Source organism: Candidatus Salinivivens marinus, assembly GCF_965655845.1.
GTDB classification, from domain to species: Bacteria; Pseudomonadota; Alphaproteobacteria; order Rhodobacterales; family Rhodobacteraceae; genus Salinivivens; species Salinivivens marinus.
The window spans coordinates 198,651-216,203 of record NZ_CBFHHX010000002.1; the positions used below are offsets into that span (position 1 = coordinate 198,651).

A 17,553-nucleotide genomic window follows, 5' to 3' on the forward strand; every position below is an offset into this window, starting at 1 on the left:
TTTCTGACTTAATATTTAATAGAAATGCCATTTGTTAACTTTGTCCCTGTAGAATAATGTTTGGTCCTGGCTCCACTGGAGATTTAATTTCTTGAAACACAGGTTCGCTTGAAGAAGGTGGTTTAACCTTTTCTAATCTAACTTTGAGATCAAACCAAGCAGCTTGCCCAGTAATAGGGTCTGAATTTGACCATCGTAAACCATCTCCTTTTGAGGGTAAAAGCTCATGTATCAGATGGTTCAGTAAAAATCCTTTTGTTGCCTCTGGAGCGTTCTTATCTAGTGCCCAAGTTCCTCTACGTTTTCCAATTGCATTCCACGTCCAAACAGTATGCTCATTAAGAGCAGCCATTTCAGCTACAGGTACAGTTATTGTTCCGTGAATAGACGTTAACCGGACCCAATCTCCGTCTTTTAAAGAATGCGACTTCATTAGTTTTGATGGAACATATAGAGGATTAACGCCATGGATTTGACGCAGCCAAGCATTTTGTGTTCCCCATGAATGGTACATAGCCATTGGCCGCTGAGTTAAAGCATGGAGAGTAAATTCATCATTATCTGTTACTGTCTCTTCGAAAGGTGGATACCAAATTGGAAGGGGATCCATACTCGTTAGAATACGTTCACGTAGGTGTTCTGGTGGTTGCTGCTTTCCATGCCCCATAGCTGCTAATTGAAATTTCCTCATCGGTTCAACATATAACGAAAATAAATATGGCTGAGGACTATCATATAAACCCGTTTCTACGGCCCAATTTTGGTATCCAAGATTCCATGGCTTGTAGTATCTAGCATTTTTGGGCACATGTTTTGTCCAAAAGCCACCATTTTTAATGTATAGTTCGAGTTGTTTTTGATTGGGTGGACCCTTACCCGTATCTGATTTTGAACGCCAGCCAGCTAGCGGGCCAATCCCAGGTTTTCTTTCATGGTTTACTATATAATCTGCATAGTCTTTAAACTTTGCATTACCGTCATCATCTATAAAACCAGGTAGTTTTAGCCGTGCGCCCAAATCACACAACACACTTTGAAACCCTCTGACATCTCTGTCCGGGTTGATTACTGGCCACCGAATGGAGTCTGCGACAGCATCAGCTTCACAAATAGGTCTATCGAGTAAGCTAATACAATCATGTCGTTCTAAGTAGGTTGTATCTGGCAAAATCAGATCTGCATAGGCAACCATTTCTGAACTATAAGCATCAGAGTAAATAATGTGAGGTATTACATAATCGCCGCTATCAGTCGTATCGGTTAGCATTTCGATGACACCTTTTGTATTCATCGAGCTGTTCCAACTCATATTTGCCATGTACATAAAGAGGGTATCAATTTTATAGGGGTCACCTGCATGTGCATTCGAAATTACCATATGCATCAGCCCATGTGCTGACATAGGATTTTCCCAAGTGAATGCTTTGTCAATGCGAGCTGGAGAACCATCTTGCTTAAGGCATAGATCCTCAGGTCCATGCACAAAACCTAAGTGAGGGCCGTCTAAAGGAGCCCCTGGCGTTACTTTACAGTGTGGTTTTGGATGTATCGAACTCGGCTTAGGGTAAGGAGGCTTAAATCGAAAGCCTCCAGGAACTTCAACCGTTCCAAGAATAATTTGCAGGACATGTAAAGCCCTACAAGTTTGGAATCCATTGGAATGTGCTGATATTCCACGCATAGCGTGAAAAGAAACTGGTCTTGCAACCATTGTTTTATGCTTTTTACCTCTAAAGTCTGTCCACGGTTCAGCGATCTCGAAACTTTGTTCAAATGCCACTCTAGCAATTTCAGTCGCAATAGCCCTAATCTTCCCAGCCTTGATCCCCGTTCGCTCTGCAACTGACTCAGGGCTGAACTCATCTGATAAGTATTTCTCTATCATATGATAAAATACTGTTTGGTGACCGTTATGGCTTGCAGTTAGGCTTGGACTTATATTTTTCGTGTCGTAGGTAACGAGCTTTCCAGACTTTTGATCTATCACAAGCTCCTTATTATTTTTATCTTTTAACAACAGGCCCGTGTCATTATCCACTAATACAGGTGCATTTGAGAATTGGCTTAAGTACGCTAAATCAATTTTTCCCGCCTTTAACAAAAGGTGGATAAGTGACATTATAAATAAGCCGTCCGTTCCTGGTGTAATACCCACCCAGTCATCAGCGACAGCACTATACCCAGTTCTTATCGGGTTAATGCCGATAATTCTTGCTCCTCTGGCTTTTAGTTTTCCTATGCCCATTTTAATCGGGTTGCTATCATGGTCCTCTGCGACCCCAAACAGCATAAAAAGCTTTGTATGCTCCCAGTCTGGTTGTCCAAACTCCCAAAACGCGCCACCCATTGTATAGATGCCTGCTGCAGCCATATTAACCGAGCAAAAACCACCATGCGCCGCATAATTAGGCGTGCCAAAGTTTTGTGCCCAAAAAGATGTAAAGGATTGAGATTGATCCCTACCAGTAAAAAATGCCAACTTTTCTGGATTTTTTTCACGGATAGGCTTTAACCATGTTGTCGCTAAATTTAAAGCTTCTTCCCATGTGATTTCCTCAAATTCACCTGACCCTCTTGGCCCAACCCGTTTAAGGGGAGATTTTAGTCGCGAAGGCGCATTTATCTGCATAATCCCAGCAGACCCTTTTGCGCATAACACTCCCTTATTAACAGGATGGTCCTTATTTCCCTCAATGTAAGAAACTTTGTTATTCTTTACGTGCACATTTATGCCACAGCGGCAGGCGCACATATAACAAGTGGTTTTGCGAATTTCGTCGCTTACCTTTGGTGATGTGTCCAAATATGGTTGGTCCTTCATGTACACCCTTTGCTTGGCTTTGATAAAAATGGCTTACTTAAAGTCAGGTTGTAATCGTGCAGCCGCCTGAAGTACAGTAACTGCTATCATTTGAGTAATGTCATGCGGCGATGCACCGCGTGATAGGTCATTCGCGGGTTTTTCTAATCCTTGGAGAATTGGCCCGTATGCTTCAGCTTCACCGAGCCTTTGCGTGATTTTATATGCTATATTTCCTGCATCTAAATTTGGGAAGATCATTACATTTGCATTTCCTGCAACTTTTGAGGCAGGTGCCTTTTTGCTTCCAACTACAGAATCAATTGCCGCGTCGAATTGTAGTTCTCCGTCTATCAGTAAATCTGGCAGGAGTGCTTTTAATTTTTTCATTGCTCCTACTGTTTTTTCTATATTTCTATGGTTTGCGCTCCCTTTGGTCGAGAAAGATAGTAATGCAACTCTCGGGTCGGACTTTAAAAGGGCTCTACAAGTTTGACTGGCCGCCATTGTTATGTCTACTAGCTCACTTTCATTAGGTTCTATAACCAGGCCACAATCTGCATAGATCATAGGTTCATATGTTTTTGGAAAAATTAAAAAACAGCTTGAAACTGTATTCACGTTTGTCGCTTTTCCAATTACCCATAAAGCTGTTTTTACGACATTTGATGTAGTCTCTACTGAGCCGCTCAAAGTGCCGTCAGCGTATCCGTGTTTTACAAGTAAGGCAGCATATACAAGATTTGATGCAACTTGTTTTTCGGCTTGAGACCTTGTGATCCCTTTATGTTTTCTCAAATTATAAAAAGACTTTGAAAATTCCTCTTTCAATGGAGATGTTATTGGATCGTGCAGTTCAATATGATCAGGCTTTGAACATGAGTACTGTTCAAGCTGTTCTTTGATTTTAGCTAAGTGTCCTACTAAAATTATTTTGGCTATGCCGAGATTTACCGCCTTCACTGCCGCTTCAACCACTCTTGGTTCGGCGCCTTCACTCAGAGAGATTTTGAATGGGCTGGATCTGGTTATTTCCATAGCCAGATCCAATGGTCTTTTTAGACCCGGTTGCATTACTGTTTTAAACCACTTGTTCGCGCATGTCTGAAGCAGAAACACCGGCAACTGCAACTGGTTTCTTCATTGCATCACGACGAAAGGGTTCGCCCAGTTCTTGATTAATCATTGCTTCAATTAACGTCGTTTTCCCATTTTCCATCTGATCTTTGATCGCCGTGTGAAGTGCCTCGGTCAGTTCATCCATTGTTTTTGCTACGACCCCTTGTAGACCACAGGCTTTGGCAATACCAGCATACGAAACCTGAGTATCTAACTCTGTACCAACAAAATTGTCGTCGTACCAAAGTGTTGAGTTTCGTTTCTCGGCACCCCATTGATAGTTTCGGAAAACGATCTGTGTTACCGCTGGCCACTCTTCTCTTCCAATTGCAGTTAATTCATTTACGGCAATTCCAAAGGCGCCATCTCCTGAAAAACCTACTACTGGAACGTCTGGTCGGCCGATCTTGGCGCCAACGACTGATGGTAATCCATAACCACATGGGCCAAAAAGGCCTGGTGCTAAATATTTTCTTGTCTCCTCAAATGTTGGATAGGCGTTTCCAATAGCGCAATTATTTCCGATGTCGGAAGATATTATTGCTTCTTTGGGAAGCGCAGCTTGTATAGCTCGCCATGCCTTTCGCGGGGACATCCAGTCAGGTTTATCTGCCCGTGCTCGTTGATTCCAGGTTGTGCCGGAATCATCTTCTTCATGGTCCATAGAGCTTAGTTGTTGTGCCCATCGAGATTTTATTTCTGCGATCTTCTGTTTTCTTTCAGTGCGATTAAAATCACCCGCAGTGTCAGATAGCTTAGATAGAATTTTGCTCGCTACCAGTGACGCGTCACCAATGATACCTACACTTACCTTCTTAGTTAAACCTATTCTGTCAGGGTTAATATCTACCTGAATTATTTTTGCGTCTTTTGGCCAATAATCGATCCCGTAGCCTGGCAGTGTAGAAAATGGGTTTAATCTTGTTCCCAAACATAAAACAACGTCAGCATCTGTGATCAACTCCATTGCAGCCTTGGACCCATTGTATCCTAAGGGACCAGCAAATAGTGGGTGTGAACCGGGAAATGCATCATTGTGTTGATATCCAACACATACTGCTGCATCCAGGCGCTCGGCGAGCGCTTTCGATGCATCTATCGCTCCTTCAGATAAAACAACCCCTGCTCCGTTCAAGATTATAGGGTTTTTCGAAGAAGATAACATTTCAGCAGCCTCTGAAATTGCATTATCACCACCGCTTGGGCGCTCGAATTCAACCATCGCAGGAAGATCAATGTCTATTACTTGGGTCCACATATCTCGCGGTATATTGATTTGAGCCGGAGCGGAAGCCCGTTTTGCGTTCATTATAACACGATTGAGAACTTCAACTATACGAGTTGGGTCTCGAACCTCTTCTTGATAGGCGACCATGTCCTCAAACAATTTCATTTGTTCTACTTCTTGGAAGCCACCTTGTCCTATTGTTTTATTCGCAGCTTGAGGGGTTATTAAAAGAAGGGGTGTGTGGTTCCAATATGCTGTTTTAACCGCAGTTACAAAGTTGGTAATTCCTGGTCCATTTTGAGCAATCATTACAGCCATTTTCCCGGTTGCTCTAGTGTATCCGTCCGCCATCATTCCAGCAGAGCCTTCGTGAGCACAATCCCAAAAATTAATACCAGCTGCTGGGAATAGGTCTGAAATTGGCATAAATGCTGAACCGATGATGCCAAAAGCATGCTGTATTCCATGAGCTTGAAGCACCTTTATAAACGCTTCCTCCGTTGTCATTTTCATATTCTTTCTCCTAAAAAATTGGAATCATTGGGTCATAGTGTTTTTTATTTCAAGATGTTATGTACTACTCTTTCAAGATACTAATAGGGCCAAAAGTTATGCCGTTATAGGTCCAGTATCTGAAATTGCCCGAGCAATCAATTCTATACCCGGCGCAATTTTGCTGGTCGGGATTGACGAGTAAGCTAATCTAATGAAATTTTGGGGATAATTTTCTCCTACAAAGAATGGATCGCCTGGCTCGATCACTACATTCATATTAAGTAGATTTTGCGCTAATTCGATAGCTTTTATATGTTTTGGAGTTTCAATCCAAAAAGAAGACCCACCATGTTTTGCCTTTCCAGAAATTTTTAAATCAAATTTTATCAGGCTTTTCTCCATCTCCAGATGTCGCTCTTCGTACTGTTTAGACATTCTTTTGATTAGAGAATCGTAGTGACCCAGGCTCAGAAAATATGCCGCAGTTCTTTGAATGTGCCCGGGGGGGTGTCGAAGAACTGATGCTCTAAGGGCTCTGGCCTCTTTGATAAATGGGGCGGGACCTACTAGATAGCCAAGTCTCATCCCAGGAAATAGTGACTTTGAGAAACTCCCCACGTAGATTACCCTGCCATCTTCATCCAACGATTTAAGCGCCGGTAACGCCGGTTCTAAAAAGGACATTTCAAATTCATAGTCATCCTCTACTATTATTGCATTAAGCTCTCTAGCCTTCTCAATTAGATGTTTGCGTCTGGACAGTGGCATCGTTGCGGCGGTGGGGCAGTGATGGCTGGGAGTTGTAAAAATTACATTTATGTCATCATCAAGCTTTTCAGGCGGCAGACCTTGGTGATCGACGTCTACTGCCTCAATATTACATCTAGATTGGCTCAGAATATCTAGGAGTGCCGGGTAGCATGGGTTTTCAATCAAGGCTTTTCTTCTCTGTGTTAACAAGATCTGAGTTGATAACCAAAGTGCGTTTTGAGCACCTAAAGTTATAAGAATTTCATCCTCATCTGCGATGATACCTCTCCGTGGCAAGGTATGGCGCGCAACAAATTCCAAAAGTTTTGGATCATCCTGATCATAAAAATCGGATGTCATACTTCTAAAGTCCTTAGTTCCGAGAGCCTGCAGCGCACATAGACGCCAATTTGCATGATCAAATAAATTTGCGTCCACTTGCCCATAAATAAATGGATATTTATATCCAGCCCAATCACTTCTTTTTTCTGATAAAAATTTCCCACTGAACCGTTGACCTAAGGCTTTATTCCAGTCAACCAGCGTTTCTGGGTTTTGCGACTTTGTAATTTTAAATTGAGGGGCTTCGGGAGCATTTTGTGAAACATAAAAACCGGATCTGCCTTTAGAGGACAAATAGTCATTAGATTGTAGTTCCGTATAAGCAAGGGTTACAGTTATCCTGCTAACTCCCAAATGTTTAGCAAGTTTTCTGGTGGATGGGAGTTTTTCTCCTTTCCTGAACCTTCCAGATAGTATCCCTCTAGCAATTATTTGTTGTAACCGAGATTGAAGAGTACCCTCAACGCTTTCATCCATGAAAAATGTTTCGACTGGTACACTCATTTTACTTCAGATAACATTCCTTTCATCACTGCCCTAGCACTGCCAGCGTGGTGGGTATAAGTTATTAAAAATATTCTGTTTTTAAAACTATTTAGATTGTGTCGTTTTAAGTTTCTTTATAGTGGTCTTTATCCAAATATTTTCGCAAGTGACTTGTCTACTGCGTCGCTGATCTGGTCGATATCATCGGGAGTTGCAATAAGTGCTGGACTAAAACATAGAGTATTATTGAGGCCCGGAAGTGAACGGTTGGTTGCCCCAATCAATACACCTTGTGCCGCGCAGTCAGCTACCACAGCTTGAACTAATTTTTCATCCTCAGGTTCTTTTGTATGCCGATCTTTAACCAACTCAGCTCCGCAAAATAATCCTGCGCCGCGCACATCGCCAATTACTGGATGTTTTTCTGCCAGATGATTAAGGTTATCGATCATTCGAGCACCCATTTTGATTGTATTTTCCAATAAATTTTCATCTTCAATTATTCGCATGTTTTCGATAGCTGCTGTTGGTCCAGCGGTACATCCGCCAAAGGTAGAGATATCCCTGAAATAATTCATTTTGTCGCTAGGGTTATCTTTAAAACTATCAAATACCTCCTCTGTGGTAACTAAACATGCAATAGCAGCATAGCCAGAAGCTACCCCTTTTGCCATTGTGACCATATCGGGCTTAATTCCATAGTTTTGGTATCCAAACCATGTACCTGTTCTGCCAAGGCCGCATACGACTTCATCAATATGAAGAAGTATATCATATTTTTGACATATTTCTTGAATTCGGTCCCAATATCCTTCTGGGGGTGTGATTACTCCACCGCCCGCTGTTACGGGCTCAAGACACAACCCGCCCACTGTGTCGGGACCCTCTGCTAATATAACTTCTTCGATCGCATCAGCAGCACGCTTCCCATATGCTTCGCCGCTCAAATCCCATTGAGCCCTATATTCCAAACAATGAGGAACACGGATGAAACCTGGAGTGAATGGCCCATATTGAGCATTTCGCTCATCCTGCCCACCGGCTGAAAGTGCAGCTATTGTCGTCCCATGATAATCACGGTCTCGATAGAGAATCTTATTTTTTTTACCACCATATTTTTTATGAGCAATTTGGCGGACCATTTTAAAAGCTTTTTCGTTGGCCTCAGATCCTGAGTTGCAATAATAAACTCGGGATAGTCCCGGCATTTTTTCAATTAGTTTTTCAGCGAATAAAGCTCCAGGCACTGATCCAGCTGCTCCAGCAAAGTAGTTCAACTTTAGCAATTGATCGCGCACTGCATTTGCTATGCTTTCTCTGCCATATCCTACGTTAACCGTCCACACACCTCCCGAAACGCCATCAATGTGTTCTTTTCCATTTTGATCCCAAACTCGCATACCTTTGCCCTCAACGATGATCCTTGGTTCACCATTTTCGAAAGGCTTATGCTGTATTAAATGGTGCCAGATGTGAGCCCTATCGGCCTCAACAACATGACTAATGTCGTTTTGATTCAAAGTGCCATCCATGAGAATACCTTGCTATAGAGTTGTTTTATTCGAACAATATAATAGACGCTAAAACATTTTTTAAAATAGGTCCAGAAATATACCCACTGTATGGCCAGCTGGTTCATTTTGCCGCGTTTAAACATAAAAGTCATGACTAACTTGATGAAATCTAACTCATCGCGTAAAAATCAAAAAAAGTTTAAAAGATTATTTACAGACCACCTTTAAATAATAATTATTAAACTTAGCAGAATGCTATTTAAAATTGGCTGTATACTACCTAGCTTCGAATTGTTTTATCGGTTAGACTTATTGTGGGAGTTTAAAGTTGAGTAATATTCCAAAAATAACCCAGGCTGACCCTATCCCAGAAGCAGCGCGGTCTGATATAGAAAACTTATTATCAACAGGTGACCTGTTCCGCTACACTAACGAAAACTCGGCTGTATTCAAATTAGAACAGAATTTTGCCAGTAAGATTGGTGCAAAGTATGCACTGGCTGTATCTTCATGCTCAGCAGCTCTGTTTTTAGCCTTGAAAACCTTAAATCTCCCTGCAAATCCCAAGGTTCTTATACCAGCTTTCACCTTTGGCGCTGTACCATCGGCAGTAGTGCATGCGAATTGTATTCCTGTGTTATGTGAGTGTGGAACGGATTATCGTATCGATCTGGATGATTTTTTAGTCAAACTTCAACTTGTGGATGCTGTACTGATAAGTCATATGCGTGGTCATACTTCCGACATGGATAAAATCTTATCAAACTGTGAAAAATTAGGTGTGCCTGTTATCGAGGACGCGGCTCATTCACTAGGTACGTCTTGGAGGGGTAAAAATATTGGTACTTTTGGAAGACTTGGCTGTTTTTCGTTCCAATCTTACAAACTATTGAACTCTGGTGAAGGTGGGATGTTGATTACAGATGATCCAGACTGCTTTGCTAAAGCTGTTGTGATGTCTGGAGCCTACGAGCATAATTGGGAGAAACATCATGGGGAAAGACAGTTTTTTGAGAAATGGCAAAATCAATTACCGCTCTACAACATGCGGTTGAATAATCTGTCTGCTTTAATCGTGGACTCACAGATACCCTATTTGGATGAAAGAATTGAGAATGGACGCCGTAATCACGATATTGCTGCGAAAAAGCTGAGTCATAGTGAATGGATACATGTCCCTGAAAAATTTGAGCAAGAAGCTCGTGCGCCAGACTCAATACAATTCAACCTGGTTGGATTAACGCCGTCGGAGGTTAGTCAGTTTTGTGATCTGATAAATAGAATGGGCGTTGCACTTCAGGTTTTTGGCAATTCAAAGGATAATGCCAGGGCCTTCTGGAATTGGGATTTTTTACCAGAAAGATATAATTTACCAAAAACGCGAGGAATGTTAATGAACGCCTGCGATGTACGGCTTCCGGCTCGACTTAGCGTTGATGATTGTAAAAGTATTGCAGAAATGATCTTAGAAGCGCTGAGGCAGGTTAAAAGCAATATGGCCGCGGAATGATTAAAGTGTAAAGAAAAACAACTGTGTAGTACGTTTTAACTTATATAAATATTACTTAAATTTATTATCCCTAGGAAAACCTCTCGGAGCCATGCGTCCAGCACTAGCTCTTTTAGCCGTCCAATCCGCTAGGTTTGATTCAGTTCGCGTTCTGCCCGCGGGGTCTAACCAAGTTAGTCCGTCTGAAAGATCGAAAGTGGTTAAGTCTGACAAGCCTCCATCTTTATATTTTTGTAGTCTAACACCTTTGCCTCTAGCCATTTCTGGAAGTTCAGAAATTGGAAAGATCAATACTTTTCTATTTTCTCCAACTACTGCAATATGATCCCCATTAATATTACAACAGACTTTTGCTGTGGAATTATCTTTTACATTTAGAATTTGCTTTCCACTCTTGGTTTGGGCAATTACGTCGTCATGTCTGACTATAAAACCGTCCCCAGCCGACGAAGCAACCAATAGTTTCTGGTTGGAAATATATGGTATTATATTCACTACTTTGGCTTCGTCTGGGATATCTACCATTAACCTAATCGGTTCACCCATGCCCCGTCCGCCAGGCAGATTAGAAGCCAGAATTGTGTAGAATCGACCATTAGACCCTAATGCAATTAGTTTATCAGTGGTTTGAGCATGAAAAATAATTCCGGGACCATCGCCATCTTTGAACTTTAACTCTCTTTCAAGATCTATGTGCCCGTTCATAGCTCGGATCCATCCCATGCTTGAGCAAACTACTGTTATTGGCTCTTTTTCAATCATTGCCTCGATTGGCACCTCTTCGAAATCTTGTGCCTCTGCAAAATCAGTGCGTCTTGCTCCAGCCACAAAATTTTGGCCAAACTGTTTTTTTGTTTCGCGAATTTCTTCGGCAATTTTATTCCATTGTTGCATTGTATCAGCGAGCAAATCTTCCAAGTTTGCTCTTTCTTCCATCAAACTATCCCGCTCTTTAACCAATTCTACTTCTTCTAATTTGCGAAGAGAGCGTAGTCGCATGTTTAAAATTGCTTCAGTTTGTGCTTCGCTTAGCTCACCTTCGATTGAGACATCGGGTCTGTTATAGTCTGCTTCATCTTGAGCCCGTTCGTGCTTTTTCCCCCAGTCTTCGGACATAAGTGCTAGTTTGGGACTCTCATCATATCTAATAATATCAATTACGCGATCTAAATTTAAAAAAGCTATAATAAGACCTTCTAATATTTCCAGTCTGATATCTATTTTGTTCAACCGGAAGTTGGACCTACGTTTTAAAATATTGCGTCTGTGATCCAGAAAAGCCCTGAGCACCTCATTCAAATTGCAAACTTTTGGTATTAGGCCGTCTATGAGAACGTTCATATTGAGGGAAAAGCGAACTTCAAGATCAGAAATTTTGAATAACGTCTCCATTAAAATGTTTGGATCTATATTTTTGCTTTTTGGTTCCAGTACTACTCGAACATCTTCTGCACTCTCATCTCGAATATCTTCTAATATTGGTATTTTCTTTGTTTGAATTAGCTCTGCAATTTTCTCTATCAGTTTTGATTTTTGGACTTGAAATGGTATTTCTGTGACTACTATTTGCCATTGACCGCGCCCTAAATCCTCAACTGAGTAACGCGCTCTTAGTCGAAACGAGCCCCTGCCAGTTTTGTAAGCGTTAAGTGTACTTTCATAAGGTTCGACAATAGTCCCACCGGTTGGAAAGTCTGGGCCGGGAATGTACTTCAATAATGTTTCTACGCGCGCTTCGGGGTTTTTTATCATATGGAGACACGCATCGCAAAGTTCTGAAATATTGTGAGGTGGTATATTAGTCGCCATACCTACAGCAATTCCGCTTGATCCGTTTGCGAGTAAGTTAGGAAAGCTGGCAGGTAAAACTATGGGTTCGGACAAAGTTCCGTCATAATTTTCTCTGAAATCTACAGCATCTTCATTTAATCCATCAAGTAAAGCTTCAGCGACCGTAGTCATCCTTGCTTCTGTGTATCTGCTAGCGGCCGGATTGTCTCCGTCTATGTTACCAAAATTACCTTGCCCATCGACCAGTGGGTATCTAACATTAAATTCTTGAGCAAGCCTAGCCATTGCGTCATATATCGCGGCATCCCCATGAGGATGATAATTACCCATAACGTCACCGCTAATTTTAGCAGATTTACGAAACCCACCGTTCGCAGTAAGTTTTAATTCACGCATTGCATAAAGAATGCGTCTATGAACTGGTTTTAGGCCATCTCTTGCATCAGGAAGGGCTCTGTTCATTATTGTGGAAAGAGCGTAGGTGAGATATCGTTCGCCAATGGCGCGGCCCAGCGGTTCTGCTAGAATACCTTTATCGTTCAATTCATCTGATACTTCACTCATGATTTGTTTGATAAACAAGCTTGACAGTGGGGTAAAGGAGAAGACTGATGAATTCAAAAAAATATTTCAAATATTATTGGATGCATCGTCCTAATATTAAAGCGTATGAAAGGTTTACTTGATGGATCGTTCTATACTTATCACTGGTTGCTCTTCAGGAATTGGTTATGATGCTGCACATGGACTAAAAGCAAGAGGGTGGAGAGTTTTTGCAACTTGCAGAAATGAGGTGGACTGCGAGAACCTACGTAAAGAGGGCTTAGAAAGTTTTAGGTTGGATTATGATGATACTACCTCAATTCAGTCTGGTGTTGAATATATTCTTAATAATAACAACGGTGTTTTGGGCGCTCTGTTTAACAATGGGGCATTTGCATGCCCAGGCGCTCTAGAAGATCTTCCGCGAGATGCTCTAAGAGCAATATTTGAAACTAATCTTTTTGGTTACCATGAATTAACACGAGAAATCATTCCTATTATGAGGGCTCAGGGATATGGAAGAATAATTAATTGTTCATCGGTTCTCGGTATAGTACCTTTAAAATGGCGCGGCGCTTATAATGCGACAAAGTTTGCTCTTGAAGGGCTTACGCAAACACTCAGGCTCGAAATGCGAGATACTCCGGTTAAAGTGATATTAATTAACCCGGGTCCTGTGACTTCTAAAATTCGAGAAAATTCTATACCACATTTCGAAAAATGGATTGACTGGGAAAATTCAAAAAGAGCGGAGCACTACAAAGCGACGCTTGTTGGTCGTCTGAGGCAAAAAAGTTCTATAAATAAATTCGAACTACCTGCATCAGCGGTAACAAAAAAACTTGTATTAGCATTAGAAAGTAAAAAACCAGCACCTGCATACTATATAACGAAACCGACGTATTTCATGGCTCTGATGCGTCGCATATTGCCAACTATTTGGTTGGAAAAACTGCTTGTCAAAATTTAATTTATTTAAGTCAGCATCACGTGTTCACTTTTGCCAAATTACCACTAAATTCACAGTGGTAAAACCGACTATTAGGAAATCTCATGTCTCAAGATCCATTATTTATTCTTGTCATTCTTTCTATGGCTGCTGTTCTTATTGTTCTAATGATTGGAATCGGTGGTTTTGGAAGAGGCGGTGAGTTCAATAGAAAATATGCAAATAAACTTATGCGTTTAAGGATTCTTGCTCAGTTTTTAGCAGTCGCAATTATTTTATTATTTGTGTATTTAAGCGGATCAAGGGGATAAAAAATGGTCACAATAAACAAAGTTTATACAAAAACTGGAGATGACGGCGAGACGTCTCTGGGGAATTTTGAGCGTGTAGCCAAATATGATTTGCGAGTTGAAGCTTATGGAACGGTTGATGAATTGAATTCTCATCTTGGAATGGCAAGGCTTGTTTCTACAGGTGATATGGCTGCTAAATTATCGTCTATTCAAAATGATCTTTTTGATTTGGGTGCAGATTTATGCAGGCCAAATATGGATAAGGATGTAGAAGCTGATTATGAAGTTTTGCGTATAGTCCGTTCGCAAGTGGAGAGGCTTGAGCAGGAAATTGACACTATGAACGAGCCCATTGAACCACTAAAAACATTTATTTTGCCAGGGGGAAGTCAACTTGCAGCGCATCTTCACGTTTGTCGTACGGTCGCCCGAAGAGCAGAACGTTTAGCAGTAGAGCTGGCGTTTCATGATCATGTAAACCCAGAGGCAACTAAATACTTGAACCGACTTTCAGATTGGTTTTTTGTTGCATCTCGAGCTGCAAATAATAATGGAGTTGATGATTTAAAATGGATTCCAGGGGCAAATCGATAAGAACTGCCGTGACTCTTTGGTATTTGAAATCGAAATAAAATAATGTTACGCGACGTCGATTGTTAACGAGTCGACGCTTTTTCGCTATTTACCGCAGGTCTACTTTGATAGGAGATAAGTCGGAAAGTTTGGCTTAAAGTGTAATTGGCGATACAAGGAGATAATGACAATGAAGGTGCTTGTGCCTGTCAAAAGAGTGATTGACTATAACGTCAAAGTGCGCGTCAAAGCGGATGGTGCAGGGGTTGACCTTGCAAATGTAAAAATGTCCATGAACCCGTTTGATGAGATTGCGGTCGAAGAGGCAATAAGACTTAAAGAAGCGGGAAAAGTGGATGAAGTGGTGGTCGTTTCTATTGGCGTTGAAAAAGCGCAAGAAACTTTACGTACTGCATTAGCTATGGGCGCAGATCGTGCAATATTAATTGTGGCTACTGACGATGTTCACAATGATATTGAGCCGCTGGCAGTTGCAAAAATACTTAAAAATATTGTTGAAAAAGAAGAACCAGGCATAGTTATTTGTGGGAAGCAGGCAATAGATAATGACTTGAACGCGACAGGGCAAATGCTTTCAGCTTTATTAGGGTGGTCTCAGGCGACCTTTGCCTCAGAACTAAGTATTGAGGGGGACAAAGCGATCGTAACTCGAGAAGTGGATGGGGGCCTTCAAACAATAAAGGTCAACCTGCCCAGCGTTGTAACTGTCGATTTAAGGCTGAACGAGCCACGATATGCATCCCTACCGAATATAATGAAGGCAAAGAAAAAGCCGTTAGACGTAATGAGTGCTGAGGATTTAGGGGTCGATGTATCGCCTCGACTGAAAATTAAAAATACTGGAGAGCCCGAAGCGCGTGCGGCGGGTATAAAAGTTGGTTCTGTGGATGAACTGGTCGAAAAACTTAAAGAAATGGGAGCGGTGTAATGGCAGTTCTAATTTTAGCTGAATTAAATGGAAATGAGTTGTCTGAGGATGCAACTGCAAAAGCAGTTTTTGCTGCCAAGGAACTTGGTGAGGTTCATATTTTATGCGCCTCATCTGATTGCTCTGGCGCAGCGCAATCGGCAGCAAAATTGAGTGGCGTGGCTAAAGTTTTATGCATTGATAGTGGAGTTTTTGGTAACGGCATGGCTGAACCAATCGCCGATTTAGTTGTTTCTATATCTGATGATTATGAACATATTATCGCACCGGCCACGAACTCTGCGAAGAACATACTGCCCAGAGTAGCCGCGCTTTTGGATGTGATGGTAATTACCGATATCACGGCAGTTATTAATTCCAACACTTTCGAAAGGCCTATCTACGCAGGAAATGCAATTCAAACGGTTGAATCTTCTGATCAGAAAAAGGTTATTTCGGTTCGAACAGCAAATTTTGAAGCTGTTGCAGCATCTGGTAATGCAAATATTGAAAATATAAACTCTGAGGTCGTTTCTTCTCTTTCTGAGTGGATGGAAGATAAAGTCGCAGCGTCAGACAGACCAGAGTTAACATCTGCCGGCGCAGTAGTATCGGGTGGACGAGGTGTCGGGTCAGACACTGACTTTGCAATGATTGAAAAACTTGCTGATAAATTGGGCGCTGCGGTTGGGGCTTCACGGGCAGCTGTTGATAGTGGATATGCTCCGAACGACTGGCAAGTCGGCCAAACTGGTAAGGTAGTAGCCCCAGATTTATACGTTGCGGTAGGTATATCCGGTGCAATCCAGCACCTTGCAGGAATGAAAGATAGTAAGGTTATAGTTGCGATTAATAAAGATGAAGAAGCGCCAATTTTTCAGGTTGCTGATTTGGGTTTAGTAGCTGATCTGTTTGACGCAGTACCAGATCTTACAAACAAACTTTAAGAAATGGGTTTCCCCAATGTTTAGTAAAGCTCACTGAAGTGAGCTTTACATATTATTTTGATGACTATTCGATAATTTTGGCGACGACGCCTGATCCGACGGTACGTCCGCCTTCTCGAATAGCAAACCTTAGTTTTTCTTCCATTGCGATAGGCGCTATCAGCTCAACAGTGAACTTCAAGTTGTCACCCGGCATAACCATTTCAGTTCCGCTTGGTAATACTACAGTCCCAGTTACGTCAGTGGTACGGAAGTAAAATTGAGGACGGTAATTTGCAAAGAATGGCGTATGTCTTCCACCTTCATCTTTAGTCAAAATATATGCCTCTGCCTCAAACTTGGTGTGAGGTGTAACTGAACCTGGTTTACACAAAACCTGACCACGCTCAACGCCCTCACGGTCAACACCGCGAAGTAACGCACCAATATTGTCACCTGCTTCACCACGATCAAGTAGTTTGCGGAACATTTCAACACCAGTACAAGTTGTTTTTGATGTGTCACGGATACCAACGATTTCTATTTCGTCACCAACATTGATTACACCGCGCTCAACACGACCTGTAACAACAGTACCCCGACCAGAGATAGAGAACACATCTTCAATCGGCATTAAGAATGGCTCATCAACTGCACGTGGTGGTTGTGGAATATATTCATCAACAGCAGCCATAAGCTCTTTGATTTTATCTTCCCCAATATTTGCGTCACGACCTTCCATCGCTGCTAGCGCAGAGCCAGCTATGATTGGAATATCGTCACCTGGAAAATCATACGCACTTAGCAATTCACGAATTTCCATTTCAACCAATTCAAGCAATTCTTCATCGTCCACTTGGTCTACTTTATTCATGAAAACAACCATCGCAGGAATACCAACTTGGCGACCTAACAAAATATGTTCACGTGTCTGCGGCATTGGACCATCTGCAGCATTAACAACCAAAATGGCTCCATCCATCTGGGCCGCACCAGTAATCATGTTCTTAACATAGTCAGCGTGACCTGGGCAGTCGACGTGCGCATAGTGACGATTATCAGTCTCATACTCAACGTGAGCAGTTGAGATTGTTATCCCACGCGCTTTTTCCTCCGGGGCACCATCAATTTGGTCATATGCCTGAAAATCACCAAAGTATTTTGTAATCGCTGCTGTCAATGTCGTCTTACCATGGTCAACGTGACCAATCGTTCCAATGTTGCAGTGCGGTTTACTACGATCAAATTTTTCCTTTGCCATCGTGGCCTCCTTTTAAGTTTTGCCTTCGAGATGACCTCAGTGGCA

13 protein-coding genes are annotated in these 17,553 nt (G+C 41.9%); 6 read left to right on the forward strand and 7 right to left on the reverse strand.

The features are described from left to right. Window positions 1-34 precede the first annotated feature (34 nt). From ACTF5Q_RS03245 to ACTF5Q_RS03265, 5 genes are all read right to left on the reverse strand, one after another. Complete coding sequence (locus tag ACTF5Q_RS03245; protein ID WP_438953257.1) at window positions 35-2,821, reverse strand: molybdopterin oxidoreductase family protein; 2,787 nt, start codon at window positions 2,819-2,821, stop codon at window positions 35-37. A 33-nt stretch (window positions 2,822-2,854) separates the two neighbouring features. Next, complete coding sequence (gene pta / locus ACTF5Q_RS03250) at window positions 2,855-3,838, reverse strand: phosphate acetyltransferase (protein ID WP_438953258.1); 984 nt, start codon at window positions 3,836-3,838, stop codon at window positions 2,855-2,857. Window positions 3,839-3,881: 43 nt separating this feature from the next. Next, window positions 3,882-5,660, reverse strand: coding sequence for a sulfoacetaldehyde acetyltransferase (xsc, locus tag ACTF5Q_RS03255; protein ID WP_438953259.1), 1,779 nt, complete (start codon window positions 5,658-5,660; stop codon window positions 3,882-3,884). 96 nt (window positions 5,661-5,756) lie between these two features. Beyond that, on the reverse strand, window positions 5,757-7,238 hold the full coding sequence (locus tag ACTF5Q_RS03260) for a PLP-dependent aminotransferase family protein (protein WP_438953260.1): 1,482 nt from the start codon (window positions 7,236-7,238) through the stop codon (window positions 5,757-5,759). A gap of 128 nt (window positions 7,239-7,366) precedes the next feature. After that, window positions 7,367-8,752: an aminotransferase family protein gene (locus ACTF5Q_RS03265; RefSeq protein ID WP_438953261.1), complete on the reverse strand. Its 1,386-nt coding sequence runs from the start codon at window positions 8,750-8,752 to the stop codon at window positions 7,367-7,369. A gap of 310 nt (window positions 8,753-9,062) precedes the next feature. Here ACTF5Q_RS03265 and ACTF5Q_RS03270 point away from each other — a divergent pair, with 310 nt between their 5' ends. Next, on the forward strand, window positions 9,063-10,244 hold the full coding sequence (locus ACTF5Q_RS03270) for a DegT/DnrJ/EryC1/StrS family aminotransferase (RefSeq protein ID WP_438953262.1): 1,182 nt from the start codon (window positions 9,063-9,065) through the stop codon (window positions 10,242-10,244). 51 nt (window positions 10,245-10,295) lie between these two features. Here ACTF5Q_RS03270 and parC read toward each other — a convergent pair whose 3' ends face one another. Continuing rightward, on the reverse strand, window positions 10,296-12,599 hold the full coding sequence (parC, locus tag ACTF5Q_RS03275; RefSeq protein ID WP_438953263.1) for a DNA topoisomerase IV subunit A: 2,304 nt from the start codon (window positions 12,597-12,599) through the stop codon (window positions 10,296-10,298). Between the two features lie 118 nt (window positions 12,600-12,717). Here parC and ACTF5Q_RS03280 point away from each other — a divergent pair, with 118 nt between their 5' ends. The 5 genes from ACTF5Q_RS03280 to ACTF5Q_RS03300 all read left to right on the forward strand — a co-directional run bounded on the left by ACTF5Q_RS03280 (window position 12,718) and on the right by ACTF5Q_RS03300 (window position 16,268). Then, entirely contained in the window at window positions 12,718-13,548 is an 831-nt protein-coding gene (locus ACTF5Q_RS03280; RefSeq protein ID WP_438953264.1) for an SDR family NAD(P)-dependent oxidoreductase, read from the forward strand. A gap of 83 nt (window positions 13,549-13,631) precedes the next feature. Next, the gene (locus ACTF5Q_RS03285) at window positions 13,632-13,838 is read left to right on the forward strand and encodes a twin transmembrane helix small protein (protein ID WP_164377073.1); all 207 of its coding nucleotides are present in this window, start codon (window positions 13,632-13,634) and stop codon (window positions 13,836-13,838) included. A gap of 3 nt (window positions 13,839-13,841) precedes the next feature. Further along, the gene (locus ACTF5Q_RS03290; protein ID WP_438953265.1) at window positions 13,842-14,414 is read left to right on the forward strand and encodes a cob(I)yrinic acid a,c-diamide adenosyltransferase; all 573 of its coding nucleotides are present in this window, start codon (window positions 13,842-13,844) and stop codon (window positions 14,412-14,414) included. Window positions 14,415-14,583: 169 nt separating this feature from the next. Then, complete coding sequence (locus ACTF5Q_RS03295) at window positions 14,584-15,342, forward strand: electron transfer flavoprotein subunit beta/FixA family protein (protein WP_438953266.1); 759 nt, start codon at window positions 14,584-14,586, stop codon at window positions 15,340-15,342. Next, window positions 15,342-16,268 carry an electron transfer flavoprotein subunit alpha/FixB family protein gene (locus tag ACTF5Q_RS03300; RefSeq protein WP_438953267.1) on the forward strand — a complete coding sequence of 309 codons (927 nt, stop codon included), beginning with the start codon at window positions 15,342-15,344 and terminating at the stop codon, window positions 16,266-16,268. Before ACTF5Q_RS03295 ends, ACTF5Q_RS03300 begins: the two co-directional genes overlap by 1 nt. A 64-nt stretch (window positions 16,269-16,332) precedes the next feature. Here the strand turns inward: ACTF5Q_RS03300 and tuf are convergent, their stop codons facing one another. Then, window positions 16,333-17,508, reverse strand: coding sequence for an elongation factor Tu (gene tuf / locus ACTF5Q_RS03305; protein ID WP_438953268.1), 1,176 nt, complete (start codon window positions 17,506-17,508; stop codon window positions 16,333-16,335). Window positions 17,509-17,553 lie beyond the last annotated feature (45 nt).